The organism is Bacillus sp. IT-79MI2 (assembly GCF_949768135.1).
Classification (GTDB): domain Bacteria; phylum Bacillota; class Bacilli; order Bacillales; family Bacillaceae_G; genus Bacillus_A; species Bacillus_A pseudomycoides.
The window spans coordinates 166,172-183,343 of sequence record NZ_CATKPV010000051.1 but is presented as its reverse complement, the minus strand read 5'-3'; the positions used below and the strand labels follow the sequence as shown (position 1 = coordinate 183,343).

15 protein-coding genes are annotated in these 17,172 nt (G+C 37.5%); 2 read left to right on the top strand and 13 right to left on the bottom strand.

Annotated features, from left to right (window positions below; genetic code table 11):
• Positions 1 to 186: 186 nt before the first annotated feature.
• The 8 genes from ACM6HU_RS07715 to ACM6HU_RS07680 all read right to left on the bottom strand — a co-directional run bounded on the left by ACM6HU_RS07715 (position 187) and on the right by ACM6HU_RS07680 (position 10,463).
• Entirely contained in the window at positions 187 to 1,503 is a 1,317-nt protein-coding gene (locus tag ACM6HU_RS07715; RefSeq protein ID WP_088093659.1) for a dihydrolipoamide acetyltransferase family protein, read from the bottom strand.
• 15 nt (positions 1,504 to 1,518) lie between these two features.
• Complete coding sequence (bfmBAB, locus tag ACM6HU_RS07710; protein ID WP_003200187.1) at positions 1,519 to 2,502, bottom strand: 3-methyl-2-oxobutanoate dehydrogenase subunit beta; 984 nt, start codon at positions 2,500 to 2,502, stop codon at positions 1,519 to 1,521.
• A 13-nt stretch (positions 2,503 to 2,515) separates the two neighbouring features.
• Entirely contained in the window at positions 2,516 to 3,517 is a 1,002-nt protein-coding gene (gene bfmBAA, locus ACM6HU_RS07705) for a 3-methyl-2-oxobutanoate dehydrogenase subunit alpha (RefSeq protein ID WP_016116245.1), read from the bottom strand.
• Between the two features lie 26 nt (positions 3,518 to 3,543).
• Positions 3,544 to 4,965 (bottom strand): dihydrolipoyl dehydrogenase, encoded by a 1,422-nt coding sequence (lpdA, locus tag ACM6HU_RS07700; RefSeq protein ID WP_414848098.1) that lies wholly within the window; start codon positions 4,963 to 4,965, stop codon positions 3,544 to 3,546.
• A gap of 4 nt (positions 4,966 to 4,969) precedes the next feature.
• Positions 4,970 to 6,073 (bottom strand): butyrate kinase, encoded by a 1,104-nt coding sequence (buk, locus tag ACM6HU_RS07695; protein WP_016131989.1) that lies wholly within the window; start codon positions 6,071 to 6,073, stop codon positions 4,970 to 4,972.
• Between the two features lie 87 nt (positions 6,074 to 6,160).
• On the bottom strand, positions 6,161 to 7,261 hold the full coding sequence (locus ACM6HU_RS07690; RefSeq protein ID WP_016116248.1) for a leucine dehydrogenase: 1,101 nt from the start codon (positions 7,259 to 7,261) through the stop codon (positions 6,161 to 6,163).
• Positions 7,262 to 7,295: 34 nt separating this feature from the next.
• Entirely contained in the window at positions 7,296 to 8,195 is a 900-nt protein-coding gene (gene yqiS, locus ACM6HU_RS07685) for a phosphate butyryltransferase (protein WP_016131990.1), read from the bottom strand.
• Positions 8,196 to 8,390: 195 nt separating this feature from the next.
• Complete coding sequence (locus ACM6HU_RS07680) at positions 8,391 to 10,463, bottom strand: sigma 54-interacting transcriptional regulator (protein ID WP_414848097.1); 2,073 nt, start codon at positions 10,461 to 10,463, stop codon at positions 8,391 to 8,393.
• Between the two features lie 138 nt (positions 10,464 to 10,601).
• On the opposite strand from ACM6HU_RS07680, the gene ACM6HU_RS07675 reads away from it, so the two are divergent.
• Entirely contained in the window at positions 10,602 to 10,835 is a 234-nt protein-coding gene (locus ACM6HU_RS07675; protein WP_003200204.1) for a DUF2627 domain-containing protein, read from the top strand.
• Positions 10,836 to 10,871: 36 nt separating this feature from the next.
• Here the strand turns inward: ACM6HU_RS07675 and ACM6HU_RS07670 are convergent, their stop codons facing one another.
• On the bottom strand, positions 10,872 to 11,600 hold the full coding sequence (locus ACM6HU_RS07670) for a glycerophosphodiester phosphodiesterase (RefSeq protein ID WP_016116251.1): 729 nt from the start codon (positions 11,598 to 11,600) through the stop codon (positions 10,872 to 10,874).
• Positions 11,601 to 11,650: 50 nt separating this feature from the next.
• Here ACM6HU_RS07670 and ACM6HU_RS07665 point away from each other — a divergent pair, with 50 nt between their 5' ends.
• A complete protein-coding gene (locus tag ACM6HU_RS07665) occupies positions 11,651 to 11,797 on the top strand; it encodes a YycC family protein (protein ID WP_003200201.1) in 147 nt (48 codons plus the stop codon).
• 315 nt (positions 11,798 to 12,112) lie between these two features.
• Here the strand turns inward: ACM6HU_RS07665 and spo0A are convergent, their stop codons facing one another.
• From spo0A to argR, 4 genes are all read right to left on the bottom strand, one after another.
• On the bottom strand, positions 12,113 to 12,907 hold the full coding sequence (spo0A, locus tag ACM6HU_RS07660) for a sporulation transcription factor Spo0A (protein ID WP_016116252.1): 795 nt from the start codon (positions 12,905 to 12,907) through the stop codon (positions 12,113 to 12,115).
• A 286-nt stretch (positions 12,908 to 13,193) separates the two neighbouring features.
• The gene (spoIVB, locus tag ACM6HU_RS07655) at positions 13,194 to 14,495 is read right to left on the bottom strand and encodes a SpoIVB peptidase (protein ID WP_016116253.1); all 1,302 of its coding nucleotides are present in this window, start codon (positions 14,493 to 14,495) and stop codon (positions 13,194 to 13,196) included.
• A 118-nt stretch (positions 14,496 to 14,613) separates the two neighbouring features.
• The gene (recN, locus tag ACM6HU_RS07650; protein ID WP_016116254.1) at positions 14,614 to 16,353 is read right to left on the bottom strand and encodes a DNA repair protein RecN; all 1,740 of its coding nucleotides are present in this window, start codon (positions 16,351 to 16,353) and stop codon (positions 14,614 to 14,616) included.
• A 272-nt stretch (positions 16,354 to 16,625) separates the two neighbouring features.
• On the bottom strand, positions 16,626 to 17,075 hold the full coding sequence (gene argR, locus ACM6HU_RS07645) for an arginine repressor ArgR (RefSeq protein ID WP_016116255.1): 450 nt from the start codon (positions 17,073 to 17,075) through the stop codon (positions 16,626 to 16,628).
• Between the last annotated feature and the right edge of the window lie 97 nt (positions 17,076 to 17,172).

Sequence of the window (17,172 nt, the reverse complement as noted above, 5' to 3'; positions counted from 1 at the left end):
ATTTTCCAAAAAAATATTCTTTTCTTATTGTATATCTATATACTGGATATCAGCAATGTATTTTCGTAAATTCATAATACATTATTATTCATTGTCAGATTAATGGAAGGCATTTTTTATTGTGGGATAAAAAGTGAAGAAATATATCTTTTCTAAAGTAAAAAGCTCGCAGACGCGAGCTTTTTATTAATATACAGACGTATTATTCTCTGATACATTTTCAAGAATTTCTTTTACACGTCCTAAGAATTTACCACAAATTAAGCCATCCAGTACACGATGATCAAGGGATAAACATAGGTTAACCATGTCGCGTGCACCGAACATACCATTATCCATAATAACTGGACGTTTTACAATAGATTCTACTTGTAAAATAGCAGCTTGTGGATGGTTAATAATACCCATAGATTGAACAGAACCAAATGATCCTGTGTTATTAATTGTAAATGTACCGCCTTGCATTTCGTCTGCTTTCAATGATTTTGTACGAACTTTTCCTGCAAGTTCAGTAATTTCACGAGCAATACCTTTAATTGTTTTCTCATCTGCTTGTTTAATAACTGGTACAAATAATTCATCTTCTGTTGCAACAGCGATAGAAAGGTTAATATCTTTCTTTTGAACAATTTTGTCACCAGCCCACATTGAGTTAATTTGTGGGTATTCTTTCAATGCTTGTGCAACTGCTTTAACGAAGAATGCAAAGAATGTTAAGTTGAAGCCTTCACGCTTTTTAAATTCGCCTTTAATTGAATTACGGTATGATACAAGATTTGTTACATCTACTTCAATCATCATCCAAGCGTGAGGTGCTTCGTGTTTACTACGCAGCATGTTCGCAGCAATTGCTTTACGCACACCTGTTACCGGAATTTCAATATCGCCAGGCACTGTCGGTACAGATACAGGTTTTGCCGCTTCTGTTTTTGGAGCTGATGGTGCAGCCACTTTTGGTGCTTCTTGTGATGCCTGCACAGATACAGGTGCTTCTTCTTTCTTCGCACCAACTACCGGAATGTTTCCAGATTCCACAAGCTTCAGAATATCTTTACGTGTAATACGACCATTTGCGCCCGTACCTTCTACTGCATCTAAATCAATATTATGCTCACCTGCAAGTTTTAATACCGCTGGTGAGAAACGAGGTTTGCCATCAGTTGGTTGCTTCACTTTTGGTGCTTTTTCAGCTAAAGCCACTTCTGTTTTTGGTTCCTCTTTTGTTTTCTCTTCTACAGCTGTCGCAGCTACCTCATCTGCGCCCTCTACTTGGATCACACAAACGACTTCACCTACAGCAAGTGTATCACCTTCAGCAGCGACTAACTCCTTCACAATTCCTGTGAAAGAAGATGGTACTTCTGCGTTTACTTTATCTGTCATTACTTCTGCAAGCGGATCATATTTATTTACGTGATCGCCAACATTTACGAGCCATTTACTAATTGTACCTTCCGTTACACTTTCCCCAAGCTGAGGCATTGTGATATTTTCTACAGCCATGTATAGTCCCCCCGATTAAAATTCCGCAAGTTCACGCATTGCTTTTTCAACCTTATCTGGATTTACCATAAAGAATTTTTCCATTGTTGGTGCATATGGCATTGCTGGAACGTCTGGACCTGCAAGACGTGCAATTGGTGCATCAAGGTCAAATAAGCAATTTTCTGCAATAATTGCTGCTACTTCACTTATAATGCTTCCTTCTTTGTTATCTTCCGTTACAAGAAGAACTTTACCTGTTTTAGAAGCTGCTTCAATAATCGCTTCTTTATCTAATGGATATACAGTACGTAAATCAAGAATGTGAGCAGAAATGCCATCTTTCGCTAATTTTTCAGCAGCTTGAAGAGCAAAGTGAACACATAATCCATATGTGATAACAGTAATATCATCACCTTCACGTTTTACATCTGCTTTTCCGATTGGCAATACATAATCATCTTCTGGTACTTCGCCTTTAATTAAACGATATGCACGTTTATGTTCAAAGAATAGTACTGGATCTTCATCACGAATTGCCGCTTTTAATAATCCTTTTGCATCATATGGTGTAGAAGGAATAACAATTTTTAAACCTGGTTGGTTTGCAAACATTGCTTCTACAGACTGTGAGTGATACAATGCACCGTGAACGCCGCCACCAAACGGTGCACGCACAGTGATCGGACAAGTCCAGTCATTATTAGAACGGTAACGAATTTTTGCTGCCTCAGAAACAATTTGGTTTACTGCTGGCATAATAAAATCAGCAAATTGCATTTCAGCAATTGGACGCATTCCGTACATCGCTGCCCCGATTGCTACCCCTGCAATTGCAGATTCTGCAAGCGGTGTATCAAGCGCACGATCTTCACCAAATTGATCATATAATCCATTTGTCGCTTTAAATACGCCACCTTTTTTACCAACGTCTTCTCCTAATACAAATACTTTCTCATCGCGTTCCATTTCTTCGCGCATTGCTAATGTAATCGCGTCAATATAAGACATTACAGCCATGAAACGTTCCCCCCTATTCTGCGTATACGTGCTTCAATGCATCTTCAGGTGCTGCATACGGAGCATTTTCTGCATATTCTGTTGCTTCGTTTACGATATGCATAATTTCATCTAACATTTGTTTTTCAGATTCCTCCGTTAACACGCCAACCTCTTTTAAGTAAGCAGCAAATGTAAAGATGGAATCTTTTTTCTTCGCTTCTTCTACTTCTTCTTTATCACGATATACAAGATCATCGTCATCACTAGAGTGTGCTGTTAAACGATATGATACTGTTTCAATTAAAGTTGGACCTTCGCCGCGGCGGCCACGATCCGCTGCTTCTTTTACAGCTTTATATACTGCAAGTGGATCATTTCCGTCCACTGTGTATCCTGGCATACCGTAACCAATTGCACGATCTGATACATTTTTACATGCTAATTGCTTTTCAACAGGGATAGAAATTGCATATTTGTTATTCTCACACATGAAAATAACAGGCAATTTGTGTACGCCAGCAAAGTTAGCACCTTCGTGGAAGTCACCTTGGTTAGAAGAACCTTCACCGAAGGTAACAAACGTTACTAAATCTTTCTTTTCCATCTTCCCTGCTAGTGCAATTCCTACTGCATGAGGCACTTGTGTTGTAACTGGTGATGAGCCTGTCACAATACGGTTTTTCTTCTGACCGAAGTGACCAGGCATTTGACGGCCACCAGAGTTTGGATCTCCTGCTTTTGCAAAGCCAGACAACATAAGCTCTTTTGCTGTCATACCAAACGCTAGTACTACACCCATATCACGGTAATATGGTAATGCATAATCTTTTTTACGATCAAGTGCAAATGCTGCGCCTACTTGTGCAGCTTCCTGTCCTTGACAAGAAATTACGAATGGAATTTTCCCTGCACGGTTTAACAACCACATACGTTCGTCAATTTTACGTGCAAGCAACATCGTACGATACATTTCTACTACTTGCTCATCACTTAAGCCAAGCTCTTCATGGCGCTTTTCTTTTACTTCTGCCATTTTCATAACCTCCTAAATCCACATTTTTATGCGTGTAACGCTTTTCCATCTACTGCTAATGCAGCTTCACCAATTGCTTCTGATAATGATGGATGCGGATGAATTGTATGTGCAACTTCCCAAGGTGTTGCATCAAGTACTCTTGCAAGACCCGCTTCAGAAATCATATCCGTTACATGTGGGCCAATCATATGAACACCGAGAATATCATTTGTTTCTTCATCAACTACAAGTTTCACAAAGCCATCTGATTCTCCATATACAAGTGCTTTTCCAATTGCACGGAATGAGAACTTACCTACTTTTAACTTATAGCCTTTTTCTTTTGCTTCCTGTTCTGTTAAACCAACAGAAGCTACTTCTGGACTACTGTATACACATTTCGATACCATAGAGTAATCGATTGGCATAACTTCTTTACCAGCAATATGTTCTACAGCAACAATACCTTCATGAGAAGCAACGTGTGCAAGTTGTAAACCACCAATTACATCACCAATTGCATAAATATGTGATTCTTTCGTTTGATAAAACTCATTTGTTTGAATGTATCCTTTTTCCACAATGATATCTGTATTCTCTAAGCCGATATTTTGCGTATTGGCTTGTCTTCCTACAGATACAAGCATTTTTTCTGCCTTGAATTCTTTATTTTCACCATTGTGTTCGGCTTGAATTGCTACTCCATTATCTTTTACCAATGTTTCTGGTAATACTTTTGCACCTGTTACCACTTTAATTCCCTTTTTCTTCAAGAGACGTTGCATTTCTTTCGAAACATCTTGATCTTCAAGCGGTAAGACATGTTTTGCATATTCTAATACGGTAACTTCAACACCGAAATCAGCAAGCATAGATGCCCATTCAATTCCAATTACACCACCACCAACAATGATAATTGATTTAGGAAGCGTTTCCATTTTCAGGGCATGATCCGATGACATTACGTATTCTCCATCTAGTTCTAACCCTGGTAAAGAGTTTGGACGAGAACCTGTTGCAATAAGCACATTTTTAGGAATCAACATTTCATTCTCTTCTCCATTTGCCAATTCAACCGAAATTGTTCCCGGCATTGGAGAGAAGATAGAAGGTCCAAGAATGCGGCCGATACCTTCAAACACATCAATTTTACCTTGCTTCATTAAATGCTGAACGCCTTTATGAAGCTGCGTTACAATCTTTTCTTTACGCTCTTGCACTTTAGCAAAGTTCAATTCTACATTGCTCGTTACAACGCCAAACTCTTCACTCTTTTTTGCCGTTGCATATACTTCAGCACTACGCAGCAATGCTTTACTAGGAATACAACCTTTGTGTAAACAAGTGCCACCAAGTTTATCTTTTTCAACAAGCGCTGTTTTTAGCCCTAATTGTGATGCACGAATAGCAGCAACATATCCGCCAGTACCGCCGCCAACGATGACTAAATCATATTCTTTTGCCATTATCTCAACCCCTAGCTACCGTTTCTTTTTCTCGTACAACATACTCTTTTGAAGCTTCTTCCTCACGTAATACACGAAGTGCCCCTTCTGCTAATGCTTGTAATTCATCTTCACCTGGATGCACAATCACATCAGCAATCCAATGAACGCGCTCCTTGATTTCATCAACAAGAATTTTGCTATATGCGAGTCCTCCTGTTAAAACGATTGCATCTATTTTCCCATGAAGAACCGTGCTAGCTCCGCCGATTTCTTTCGCAACTTGATATGCCATTGCTTTGTAAATAAGTGTTGCCTCAGGGTCACCTTTCTCAACCATGTTTTCAACTTTAATTGCATCGTTTGTACCAATAAGGCTTACTAATCCGCCTTGTCCAACAATCTTTTTCATCATTTCATCGCGGTAATACTCACCTGAGAAACACATTTCTATTAACTGTCCAACCGGCACTGTTCCAGAACGTTCTGGACTAAATGGACCTTCACCATTCAAACCATTATTTACATCAATAACTTTTCCTTGCTTATGAGCACCAACCGTTATCCCGCCACCCATGTGCGCAATTAATAGGTTTAAATCTTCATATTTACGACCAAGTTCCTCTGCAACTTTACGCGCCACAGCTTTTTGGTTTAACGCATGAAAAATACTTTTTCGCTCCATGCCAGAAATACCACTAATACGAGCAATTGGATCCATTTCATCAACAACAACTGGATCGACAATGAATGCTGGAATATTTAATCCTGAAGCGATTTCATACGCCAAAATACCTCCAAGATTTGAAGCGTGATGACCGCTATATCCATTTTTCAAATCTTCTAACATTGCTTCGTTCACTGTATACGTACCACCTTCAATGGGACGAAGTAATCCCCCGCGGCCGCAAACAGCGTTTAATTTCGAAATATTAATGCCGTGAGAATGTAAAACTTCTAAAATTGTTTCTTTTCGAAATTCATATTGATCAATAATTCGTTTATATTTACCGATTTTATCCACATCATGACGAATGGTTTCTTCTAAAACGGGTCTTTCATTATCAAAAACACCTATTTTTGTGGATGTACTACCCGGATTAATAACAAGGATTCGATTTAAGGACAATGTTGCTACCTCCACCTATAAATTCAAAAGGCAGTGGAGACCTCGTAAGAGGTAACCACAGCTTTTGTAGAAGTTGTATATGATAGATTAGCGACGGCTAATAATGTTATGGCCGTTGCGTAAGAACGTGCTACGAGTATTTTTCAAGCTTGCAATACGCTCTTCAGCTAGACGATCTGCTGCAACATAAGTTGGTACACCATCACGTTTTGAAATCTCAATTACTTTTGCAATTGTGTCATAAATAGACTCTACACGTTTTAATGCACGTTCTCTATTGTATCCATATAATTCATCTGCTACGTTAATTACACCGCCTGCATTAATTACATAGTCTGGTGCATATACAATTCCCATTTCATGGATTGCGTCACCGTGACGATCTTCTTTTAATTGGTTATTTGCAGAACCTGCAATTACTTTTGCTTTAAGTTGTGGAATTGTTTCGTCATTTACTGTTGCACCTAATGCGCATGGTGCATAAATGTCACATTCTACACCGTAAATTTCATTTGGTTCAACTGCTGTTGCACCAAATTCTTCTACTGCACGTTGTACCGCTTCTTTATTAATATCTGTAACGATTAGTTGTGCACCTTCAGCGTGTAAATGCTTGCATAAGTGATATGCTACGTTGCCAACACCTTGAACAGCAATTACTTTACCTTCTAGGCTGTCTGTACCAAATGCCTCTTTCGCCGCTGCTTTCATACCGCGGTAAACACCATAAGCAGTTACTGGAGATGGGTTACCAGAAGAACCGAATGAAGGTGAAATACCTGTTACAAAATCAGTTTCTTCGTGGATAATATCCATATCATCAACAGTTGTACCAACATCTTCTGCAGTAATATAACGCCCGTTTAAACCTTGGATGTAACGTCCTAATGCACGGAACATTGCTTCACTTTTATCTTTACGTGGATCGCCGATGATAACTGTTTTTGCACCACCTAGGTTTAAACCAGCTGCTGCGTTTTTATATGTCATCCCTTTTGCAAGACGCAATGCATCTTCAATCGCCGCTTCTTCAGAATCATATGTCCACATTCTTGTTCCACCAAGGGCTGGTCCAAGTGTTGTATCATGAATTGCAATGATTGCTTTTAATCCAGATTCTTTATCTTGACAAAATACTACTTGCTCATAATCATATTTTTCTAAGTATTCGAAGATTTCTAATGTCATTGTCATTTCCCCCTAATTGTTTTACCCTTTTGGTTTATTTAGAAGCAGTCGCAACTGCTAAAGCTAATGAATATACTTTTGTTTCTGCTGAATCTGCACGAGATGTTAAAACAATCGGTGCTTTTGCGCCAGCAATCATCGCTCCTACATTTGCATTTGCAAAATAGACAAGCGATTTATATAGCACGTTTCCAGCTTCAATCGTTGGGACGAGTAAAATGTCTGCCTTACCTGCTACATCACTTACTATGCCTTTGTGCTCTGCTGCAATTTGTGATACAGCATTATCTAAAGCAAGCGGTCCATCAACGATACAATCTTTAATTTGTCCACGACGATTCATTTGGGTTAACATCGCTGCATCGATTGTCGCCTGCATTGCTGGATTAATAACTTCCACCGCTGCAATCGGAGCCACTTTTGGCAATTCGATTCCTATTGCCCGGGCAACTTCAACAGTATTTTGTATAATAGCAGCTTTTTGCCCTACATCAGGTGCAATGTTCATCGCTGCATCTGTGACAAAGATAAAGCGATCGTAATTTGGAACTTCAAACGCTGCAACATGTGATAACACACTACCTTTGCGAAGTCCCCACTCTTTATTTAATACTGCTTTTAAAATACTTGCTGTTGGGATGTTCCCCTTCATAAGTACGTCTGCTTCACCATTTCTTACAGCTTTAACAGAAAGTTCCGCGGCCTCAGCACTTGATGATGTCGCAATCACTTGAACGTGTTCTGAAACTTGTAAGTCATGCTCTTGTAGCATACCAATAATTTTTTCTTGATTTCCATATAGACGAAATTGAGCTAACTGTAATTGAATTGCCTTAGCTACTGCTTCAATTACTTCATGATCTTCAGCCACTGCTACAGCCACAGTTTTTTTAGGCTGCCCTGCTGCTTGATCAATTAAGTGTTTTAACTTCATATCTTGTAATCAACCCTTTCCGTCGTCCCTCGTCTATTTAATAAGCAAATATCGTGCCAACTTTTCAAATTGGTCATACCAATTATGAAAACGCATACAAAATACAGCGAAATCAGTACTTTAGAAAATTACATAATATTCTGTCTTGATTTGTTGTTTTTTACGTATCATGCAATAAATTGCACGGTACGCAATTTATTGCATGCTATTTTTTGCACGGTCATACTTTTCTAACTTGTAATATAAATTTCGAACTGAGATTCCTAACACTTTCGCTGTCTTTGTTTTATTCCCACCAAACTTCTCTAAATATTCATGTATGATGTTCCCTTCAAACTCCGTAACCAAATGTTCAAGGGGCTTTTCTTCTAATTCCGGCAACAAATTATTTCCTTTTAATTCCACTTGGTCCTCCTTATGCAAAGAAGGCAAATGATGTACATCAATATACATCTCATTATAGTTCATAAAAATAATCGCCCGCCCCAAAATATTCTCAAGCTCTCTAACATTCCCTGGCCAATCATACGATCGCAAATATTCAATAGCCGCTTCCGTTAATCCTTCTACAGTCCGACCATAATCTTGATTAATTTTTTGAATCAATCGTTCTGATATAACCGGAATATCTTCCTTTCGCTGACGAAGAGACGGAATTTGAATTGGAATTTTATTTAGGCGATAATATAAATCTTCTCTGAATTCACCTTCCAAAATTGCTTTTTCTAAATTTACATGCGTCGCTGCAATCACCCGAACATTAATAGGAATTGGTTTCGTTCCTCCAACTTTTACAATTTCTTTTTCCTGCAAAACGCGCAATAATTTCGCTTGCGTATTCGCAGACAGTTCCCCAATCTCATCTAAAAAAACACTCCCATTATTTGCTTCTTCAAAGAAACCTCTTTTACCGCCTCTTTTCGCACCAGAAAAGGCTCCTTCTTCGTAACCAAATAATTCACTTTCCAATAAAGTTTCCGAGATAGCAGCACAGTTTACACGAACAAACTTATTGTATTTCCGATTACTCCCGTTATGAATAGCGTGCGCAAATAACTCTTTACCAGTCCCTGACTCCCCGCGAAGTAATACGGTTGCTGGTGTATTTGCTCCAAGCTTTGCTTGCTCTATTGCAGCCATCGTTTCATCAGACGTTCCTACAATATCCTCAAAAGAATATTTCGCTTCTAGCGTCCGAATAATTTGTCTTGCCCGGTTTAATTCATGCGTTAATTTTTGAATTTCGGATACGTCACGAATAACACCAACGCTACCTTTCAATATACCATCAACAATAACCGGTGCGACATTTACAATGACATCTCGTTTTTTCTGACCAATTTTCATATGAATCCCTCGTACCGCCCTACGCGTCCGAAGTACTTTCATATGCATACTTTCCCCCTCTACAATATCAGTCGTTGCAGGTTTTCCAATTATGTCATCCTCTGTAAGGCCTGTTAACTTTGTATAAGCAGGGTTGATGACAAGACCTCTTCCTTTCTCATCTACAACAGAAATCGCTTCCTCAGATGAATGAATAATCGCTTCCAATAAGGTTTGAATTTCTTTTAAATCCGTAACTTCTTCTGCTAGATCTACAACTTCTGTAATATCTTTAAAAATTGCAAATGCCCCTTGCACCTCTCCATCTTCTTTTAAAATTGGAATCCGCGTTGTAATAATCTTCTTTTCATTCCCTAATGTCAACTCATGATTCACTTCTATTTGTTTCGTTCGTATAGTACGAAGTAACTTACTAGTCGGAATTACTTCTAAAATATATTTCCCAGTCGCTTCTTTCGCTTTATAACCCGTTATACGTTCTGCACTTTTGTTAAATAATTTCACATAACCTTCTGAATCAATGACAATCATTCCATCATGAGTAGAATTTAAAATCAAATTTCCTTGCTGCGTTTGGCCTTTCAGTTTTTCAATTAAATTCTCTTTCTCATGTGCCAACTTCGTAACGATTTTCGCAACATCCCCTGGTATAAGGAGTGTATTTTCTTGTTTTTTTGCGAATAGAACCTTATGTAAATGGTAATCACCACTCATATCAAAAATTACATCCACATCCACTGTAAGAAAAGAATCTAAATCTTCTCCAACTGCAATACCTTGTTCTTGCGCAATCTGTAATCCTTTTGCATTCGGATTTATATCGATAACGCCAACGACTTTAAATATATTCGAATTTTGCAGCAAACCAAGAATCGTACTTCCACCTTCGCCCGCTCCAATAATTAATACTTTTTGTTTCACACATCCCACTTCCTCTCGAAGTATCTCTGCAAAATTTTTCACACCTTTATCTTACTCGTTCAGCAATCACTTGACAAATCCCCTTTCAATATAACATCATTTGATATATACAAAATCATCTGAAAAGGAGCGTTATCTATGCAGCGTTACCTTGCTCTTCTATTAGCACTCATCCCTATCTCATTAGCAGTGCTAGGTATAAAATTGATGAGAGATACTGTATTTGGTATTCTTTTATCTCCAATCCCTGTATTATGGTTACAATTTTTAATAGGTGTATTCTGCTTTGCAATCGGTTTTTATATCTTTGGAGGCTTTGTTGTACATCGTGATCGTAAACGAAACAAAGTACAAGCTCGTTTCAGAAGATAAAAGAACATAAAAATGAGACCTTTCTAATGTAAGGTCTCATTTTTCCACTTGTAATAACACTCTCGCTGTTTCTGGATAATCAGTAATAATCGCCGATATGTTCATATCAAAATACTTACGCATAACCGTTTCATCATTAATTGTATAAGGCCGCACTTCAACTCCGCTCTCCATTGTTAATTCAGCTATTGCATCCTGAAGATAACGATAGTTCGGATGAATCGCAGTAGCCCCCATTTTTTGCGCATACGCCCACGGGCTATGTAAACCTTCTCGATACAAAATAGCCGTTTGAATATCCGGAGCCATCATATGACATCTTTTCATACTGTAATGATTAAAAGAAGAAAAAATAACTCGATCTTCTAGGCCAAACTTACGTATAAGTGTTATAACTTCTTCTTCTAAACCACAATATGGAATTTTATTATTTTTAAATTCAATATTGAGCAACAAACAATTCGATTTTAGCCATTCTAGCACTTCTTCTAATAAAGGAATTTTGCAAAAACCTACCTTTTCCGAAAACTGGTGACTCGCATCCAATTTTCGCAAATCTTCATATAAGTAATTACGAACGGCACCTTTTCCATTCGTTGTACGATTGACAGTTTCATCATGAATCACAACAACTTTTTTATCCTTCGTAAATTGAACATCTAATTCTATCCCGTCTGCCTGAAACGATTCCGCAGCTTTAAATGAAATCATTGTATTTTCTGGATACGCCCCCGCCGCACCGCGGTGCGCGAATATAAGAGTCATCCTCACTCCCCCAATCTTATGCTATACTATACGAAAAAGGAGGTACTTCTATGAAACCATTACAAATTTCTCCGGATACTGCAATTCGTTTATCAAAAGCTCTAGGTGTTCCACTTGAGCAAATTATGCATATGCCGCAGCACATTTTAGTTCAAAAGTTAGTTGAGCTAGAAAAACAAAATAAAGATGAAGAATAATCCAGTCCTGTTTTGCAGGACTGTTTATTTTCTCTATTCACCATATTTCCGCCCATATATATCATAATATCATAAGCGGATTCTTACATAAACTCCTAAAATTCCCAGATTGAAATATACTGTCCAACGACATACTTTAATTTAACGACAACACTAAATTTTTTTCTTTTTATCCTATCTGTAAAACTCATTCAAAACAAAAACACCGTTTTTCATTCGTTTGATTTACAAACGAATGAAAGACGGTGTTGATCGAAATATATTAACTTTACTTGTTGATAACTTTACATTACGAAACTCTCAATACAATAACGTTTATGAAGCCTTATGTTCAAGCCTTAACTTATCTGCAACCATTGCGATGAATTCGCTATTCGTAGGTTTTGCTTTTGACATCGATACAGTATAACCAAATAAGGACGAGATTGAATCAATATTCCCACGACTCCACGCTACTTCAATCGCATGACGGATTGCGCGTTCCACACGGCTTGCTGTCGTATTATATTTTTTCGCAATATCCGGGTATAAGACTTTCGTAATAGAGCCAAGAAGCTCGATATCGTTATATACCATAGAAATCGCCTCTCGCAAATACATATATCCTTTAATATGAGCTGGTACACCAATTTCGTGAATAATGCTTGTAATACTCGCATCTAGATTCTTCGGTTTTCCATCTACTGTTGTTGCAGATCGGAAAGATGGTAGTGGACGTTTAATTGTAGTATTCGTTTTACCGCTTACTTGACGAATATGACCCGTTAAATTTTCCATATCAAATGGCTTTAAGATGAAATAAGAAGCGCCTAAATCAACTGCTTTTTTCGTAACATCTTCTTGTCCAAATGCCGTTAACATAATCACATTCGGCTGTCTTAGTCTTTCAATATGACGCATTTTTTCCAGCACCGCTAAACCATCTAAATGTGGCATAATAATATCTAAAACAAGTACATCAGGTTGTTTCTCCCTCAGTAAATTCAAACACTCTTGACCATTATAAGCAATTCCGATTACTTCCATATCATCTTGAGCAGCAACATAACTTTCTAGCATTGATACTAGTTCCTTATTATCATCCACAAGACACACTTTAATTTTCTCCACAGCTTTTCCTCCCTTACCGAATCGATTCTCCCGACATGTGTAAGCTTCTAGGCTACATGAATTGTTCGACAATTGTGTGAAATTTCCCTTTTAAAGTTTCTTAATTTCCGATAAAATCACAAAAAAATATGTTTATCGTTCATTTATTTTCTTTCTTTACACATTCCATCATAGGTTTACAACGAAACGTTCACTCTTTTCTTTTATTTTACAACAAAAAACAGCTCTTGCGGAACTTTTACAAAATTTCAACGAATTTCTCAAGAAAAAAGCAAGCTGACTAACATCAGCTTGCTTTTTTCTCTTGCTCATAAATATTAATTCCAGCTTCATGTAACATCCATTCAATATGGACACCATACCCTGAAGTTGGGTCATTCACAAATACATGTGTAACAGCACCAATCATTTTTCCATTTTGAACAATCGGACTACCACTCATCCCTTGAACAATACCACCTGTTTTAGCCAACAAACGTTTGTCTGTAACTTTTACAACCATTCCTTTTGTAGCTGGGAACTTTTGTGGTACCGTGCTTACGATTTCAATATCAAATGCCTCTACTTTATCTTGATCGATAACTGTTAATATTTTCGCTGGCCCTTCTTTCACTTGATGAGACAATGCAATCGGCATTGCTTCATCCATTATGCCATTTTTTATACCTGTATTTAATTTACCAAAAATACCAAAAGGACTATTTGTTGTAATATTACCAATCACTTCACGATCCGGTGAAAATCTTGCTAATTTTTCTCCTGGATTTCCATGACTACCGCGTTCAATAGAAGTAACTGTCGAACGAACAATCTGTCCATCTTCTACTTGAATTGGTTTCTTCGTATCATTATCAGAAATAACATGACCAAGCGCTCCATATTTCATCGAATCCGGATGAACAAAAGTCATCGTTCCAATACCAGCAGCTGAATCACGAATATATAAGCCAATCCGATAAGACGATTCACCATTATCTTTTTCTGGTGTTAGTTTCGTACGAATATACTTACCATCTCGTAATAAGACGAGGTTAAGCGGTTCACCTGTTTTTCCGCTATCATGAATAAAAGGTGCCACATCGCTCATTCTTTCAATTGTTTTTCCATTAATTTCGGTAATCATATCCCCAACTTGTACACCAGCCATTTCCCCAGGCGATACTTTCCCTCTCTCTGTTTGAATTAAATGATGTCCAACAACAAGTACACCTTTTGTATTCAATTTCACTCCAATTGATTGCCCACCTGGAATCACTTTAAAATCTTTTAATACTTTCACATTTACCTTTTTTACTGGAAATCCAGCAAGTTGAAAAACCATATCCGCTTCACCATTTTGATGCGAATTTACTACAAGTTCAGATTTCTGTTCTTTATTTGAACTCACTGTAAAAACATGATGATTTGTCGATGAAGCCTGGAAAACTGGAAATGATGCTATTTCGGATTGTTGACCCTCAAAAATAACGAGTTGCTTCGGGGATGAAATAAACGTACGAAGCGGTTTAAAACATCCCATAAAAATTAATGAAACAAGGAGGCAAAGACCTATTATTTTTCGGAATTGCTCTAATTTCAATTCGTTCACTCTCCTCGCTCCTACCCCACATTCAGCCTAACGACTTCATCTTTTAATTTCTCCTTGTAACGCTTTGTTTATAACCGGAAGAATCAAGAAATCGTCATTTGAGCAAAAAAGCTATCCATTATTGGATAGCCTCTGCTGTCTGTTTAAAACGATGTGCTTGCGTAAGTAACTCTTTCGCATGTTCCGTCGTTAAATCGGTAATTTCCACGCCAGAAATCATTCGAGCAATCTCCGTCACCTTATCCTCTGTACTTAATACAGTAACTGATGTAATCGTCCGATCATTTGCAACTTGTTTACGAATAAATAAATGTGAATCCGCCATCGATGCTACTTGAGGTAAGTGCGTAATACAAAGTACTTGCGAGTTTACAGATACACGATAAATTTTTTCCGCAATCGCTTGTGCCACTCGTCCACTCACTCCCGTATCTACTTCATCAAAAATGACAGATGCAACACCTTGATGTTTAGAAAAGATACTTTTCAGAGCTAAAATAATACGGGATAATTCTCCACCAGAAGCTACTTTTGAAAGTTGCTTTAATGGTTCACCTGGATTTGTTGAAATATAAAATTCCACATGATTGTATCCATCTGCCGTAAGTTTCACTGGTGCCCCTTCTACAAGTGGATCATCATTGCTTCCTTCTTTTTTCTTAATCCTCACTTCAAATTTCGTTTTTTCCATATACAGTTCTTTTAATTCTTGGTGGATTGCGCTTGTAAGATGGTCTGCAAGTTGATGACGCATATCACTCAGTATCGTTGCTTCCTTCAAAATTACGCTTTCTAATTCTTTTAATTTCTTTTTCGTCGTTTCAATATGTACATCTTTATTTTCAATTGTAAAAATTTCTTGCTCTATTTTATCAGCATACGCTAAAATCTCTTCTACAGTATTTCCATACTTTCTCTTTAGCATACGAATTTCATTCAAACGTGTTTCAATTTCGTCTAAACGATTCGGATCATACTCCATCATATCTAACTTTTCACGGAGCTGATAGGCAACCTCTTCTAATAAGTAGTAGCTATTTGCAATCGAATCATGGTTCTCTTGATACGCCTCATCTAGGTGTGTAATACTCTCCATTTGTCCCATCGCATTTCGTACATGATCAAGTCCACTACCATCTTCGCTTAATGAACGGTATGCATCACCAAGCGCTTTATAAATCTTTTCGAAATTGGAAATTTTTAATCTCTCTTCTGTCAATTCATTTTCTTCATCGACTTTCAAATCCGCTTTACAAATTTCTTCGTGCTGGAATTGAATTAAATCTAAGCGATGTGCCATCTGCTGTTCATTCTCTGTTAAAGATTTGAGTTGCTTTTTTAACTGCTCATATTCACCATATACATCTTGATATATTTCTAATTGGTTCACGATACGATTTCCGTCGAAATGATCGAGCATAAACAAATGGCGTTCCTCATTCATCAAATCTTGCGTTTCATGTTGTCCATGAATATCAACAAGTGTTTTCCCAATTTCTTTTAATATACTCAATGTAACAAGTTTACCATTTACACGACATACACTTTTTCCATTCGCAGCGATGTCACGTTTTAAAATGATCATCCCATCTTCAATTTCAATGTCCAGCTCTTCAGCTTTCGTAATACATGGATGTTTATCATCCTCTATATAAAATAAACCTTCAATTTCAGCTTTTTCTGTTCCATATCTAACAAATTCTGCTGAACCCCGGCCACCAACAAGTAAGCTGATTGCATCAATAATAATTGATTTTCCGGCACCTGTTTCACCACTTAAAACTGTTAAACCTTTTTGAAAAGAAATATTTAATGACTCAATAATAGCAAAGTTTCTAATCGATAATTCCGATAACAATGCCCCATTCACCTCGTTATAAACTAATCCCCTAAAAAGGGCTTTCGCTAAGCGCTTTTCACTCTGCGTTTATCATATATATTGTATGTATAAATTACTCTTCTAGCCCGCTCCATTGTACCAAACATTTGTTTTACGGGTCAATCCATCGATTTCCTAACTTCATTCTAGAAAAACACCATATTTCACTTCACATTCATCTATTTTTCCTATAATAAAAAATATCTTGTTTACTTTCTGCTTTTAGCAAAGGAGTAAACAAGATTCTTTTGTTACAACATATTTAAGAAACGATCTGATACAACACCTGTATCCTCAGGCGTACGGCAAATAATTAAGCAAGTATCATCACCACAAATGGTTCCAATAATCTCATCCCATTCTAAATGATCAATAAGTGCTCCGAGCGCGTGCGCGTTACCAGGTAATGTTTTTAACACAAGCATATGTCCTGCTGTGTCTAACTTTATAAACGAATCGACTAGATTACGTTTTAATTTTTGCAACGGGTTAAATCGTTGATCTGCTGGTAAGCTATATTTATAGCGACCATCATGCAATGGCACTTTTACTAAGTGCAACTCTTTAATGTCACGTGATACAGTTGCTTGCGTTACATTAAAGCCTTCATTACGCAAAATATCAACTAGTTCATCTTGCGTTTCAATTTCTTTATTCGCGATAATTTCTCTGATTTTAATATGGCGCTGACCTTTATTCATACATTTGCACCTCACACTATCTCTTACCATAGTTTAAATATTGGTATACTTCACTTATTTATGTTAACTTATAATCGTTTACTTGTACATAATTGTT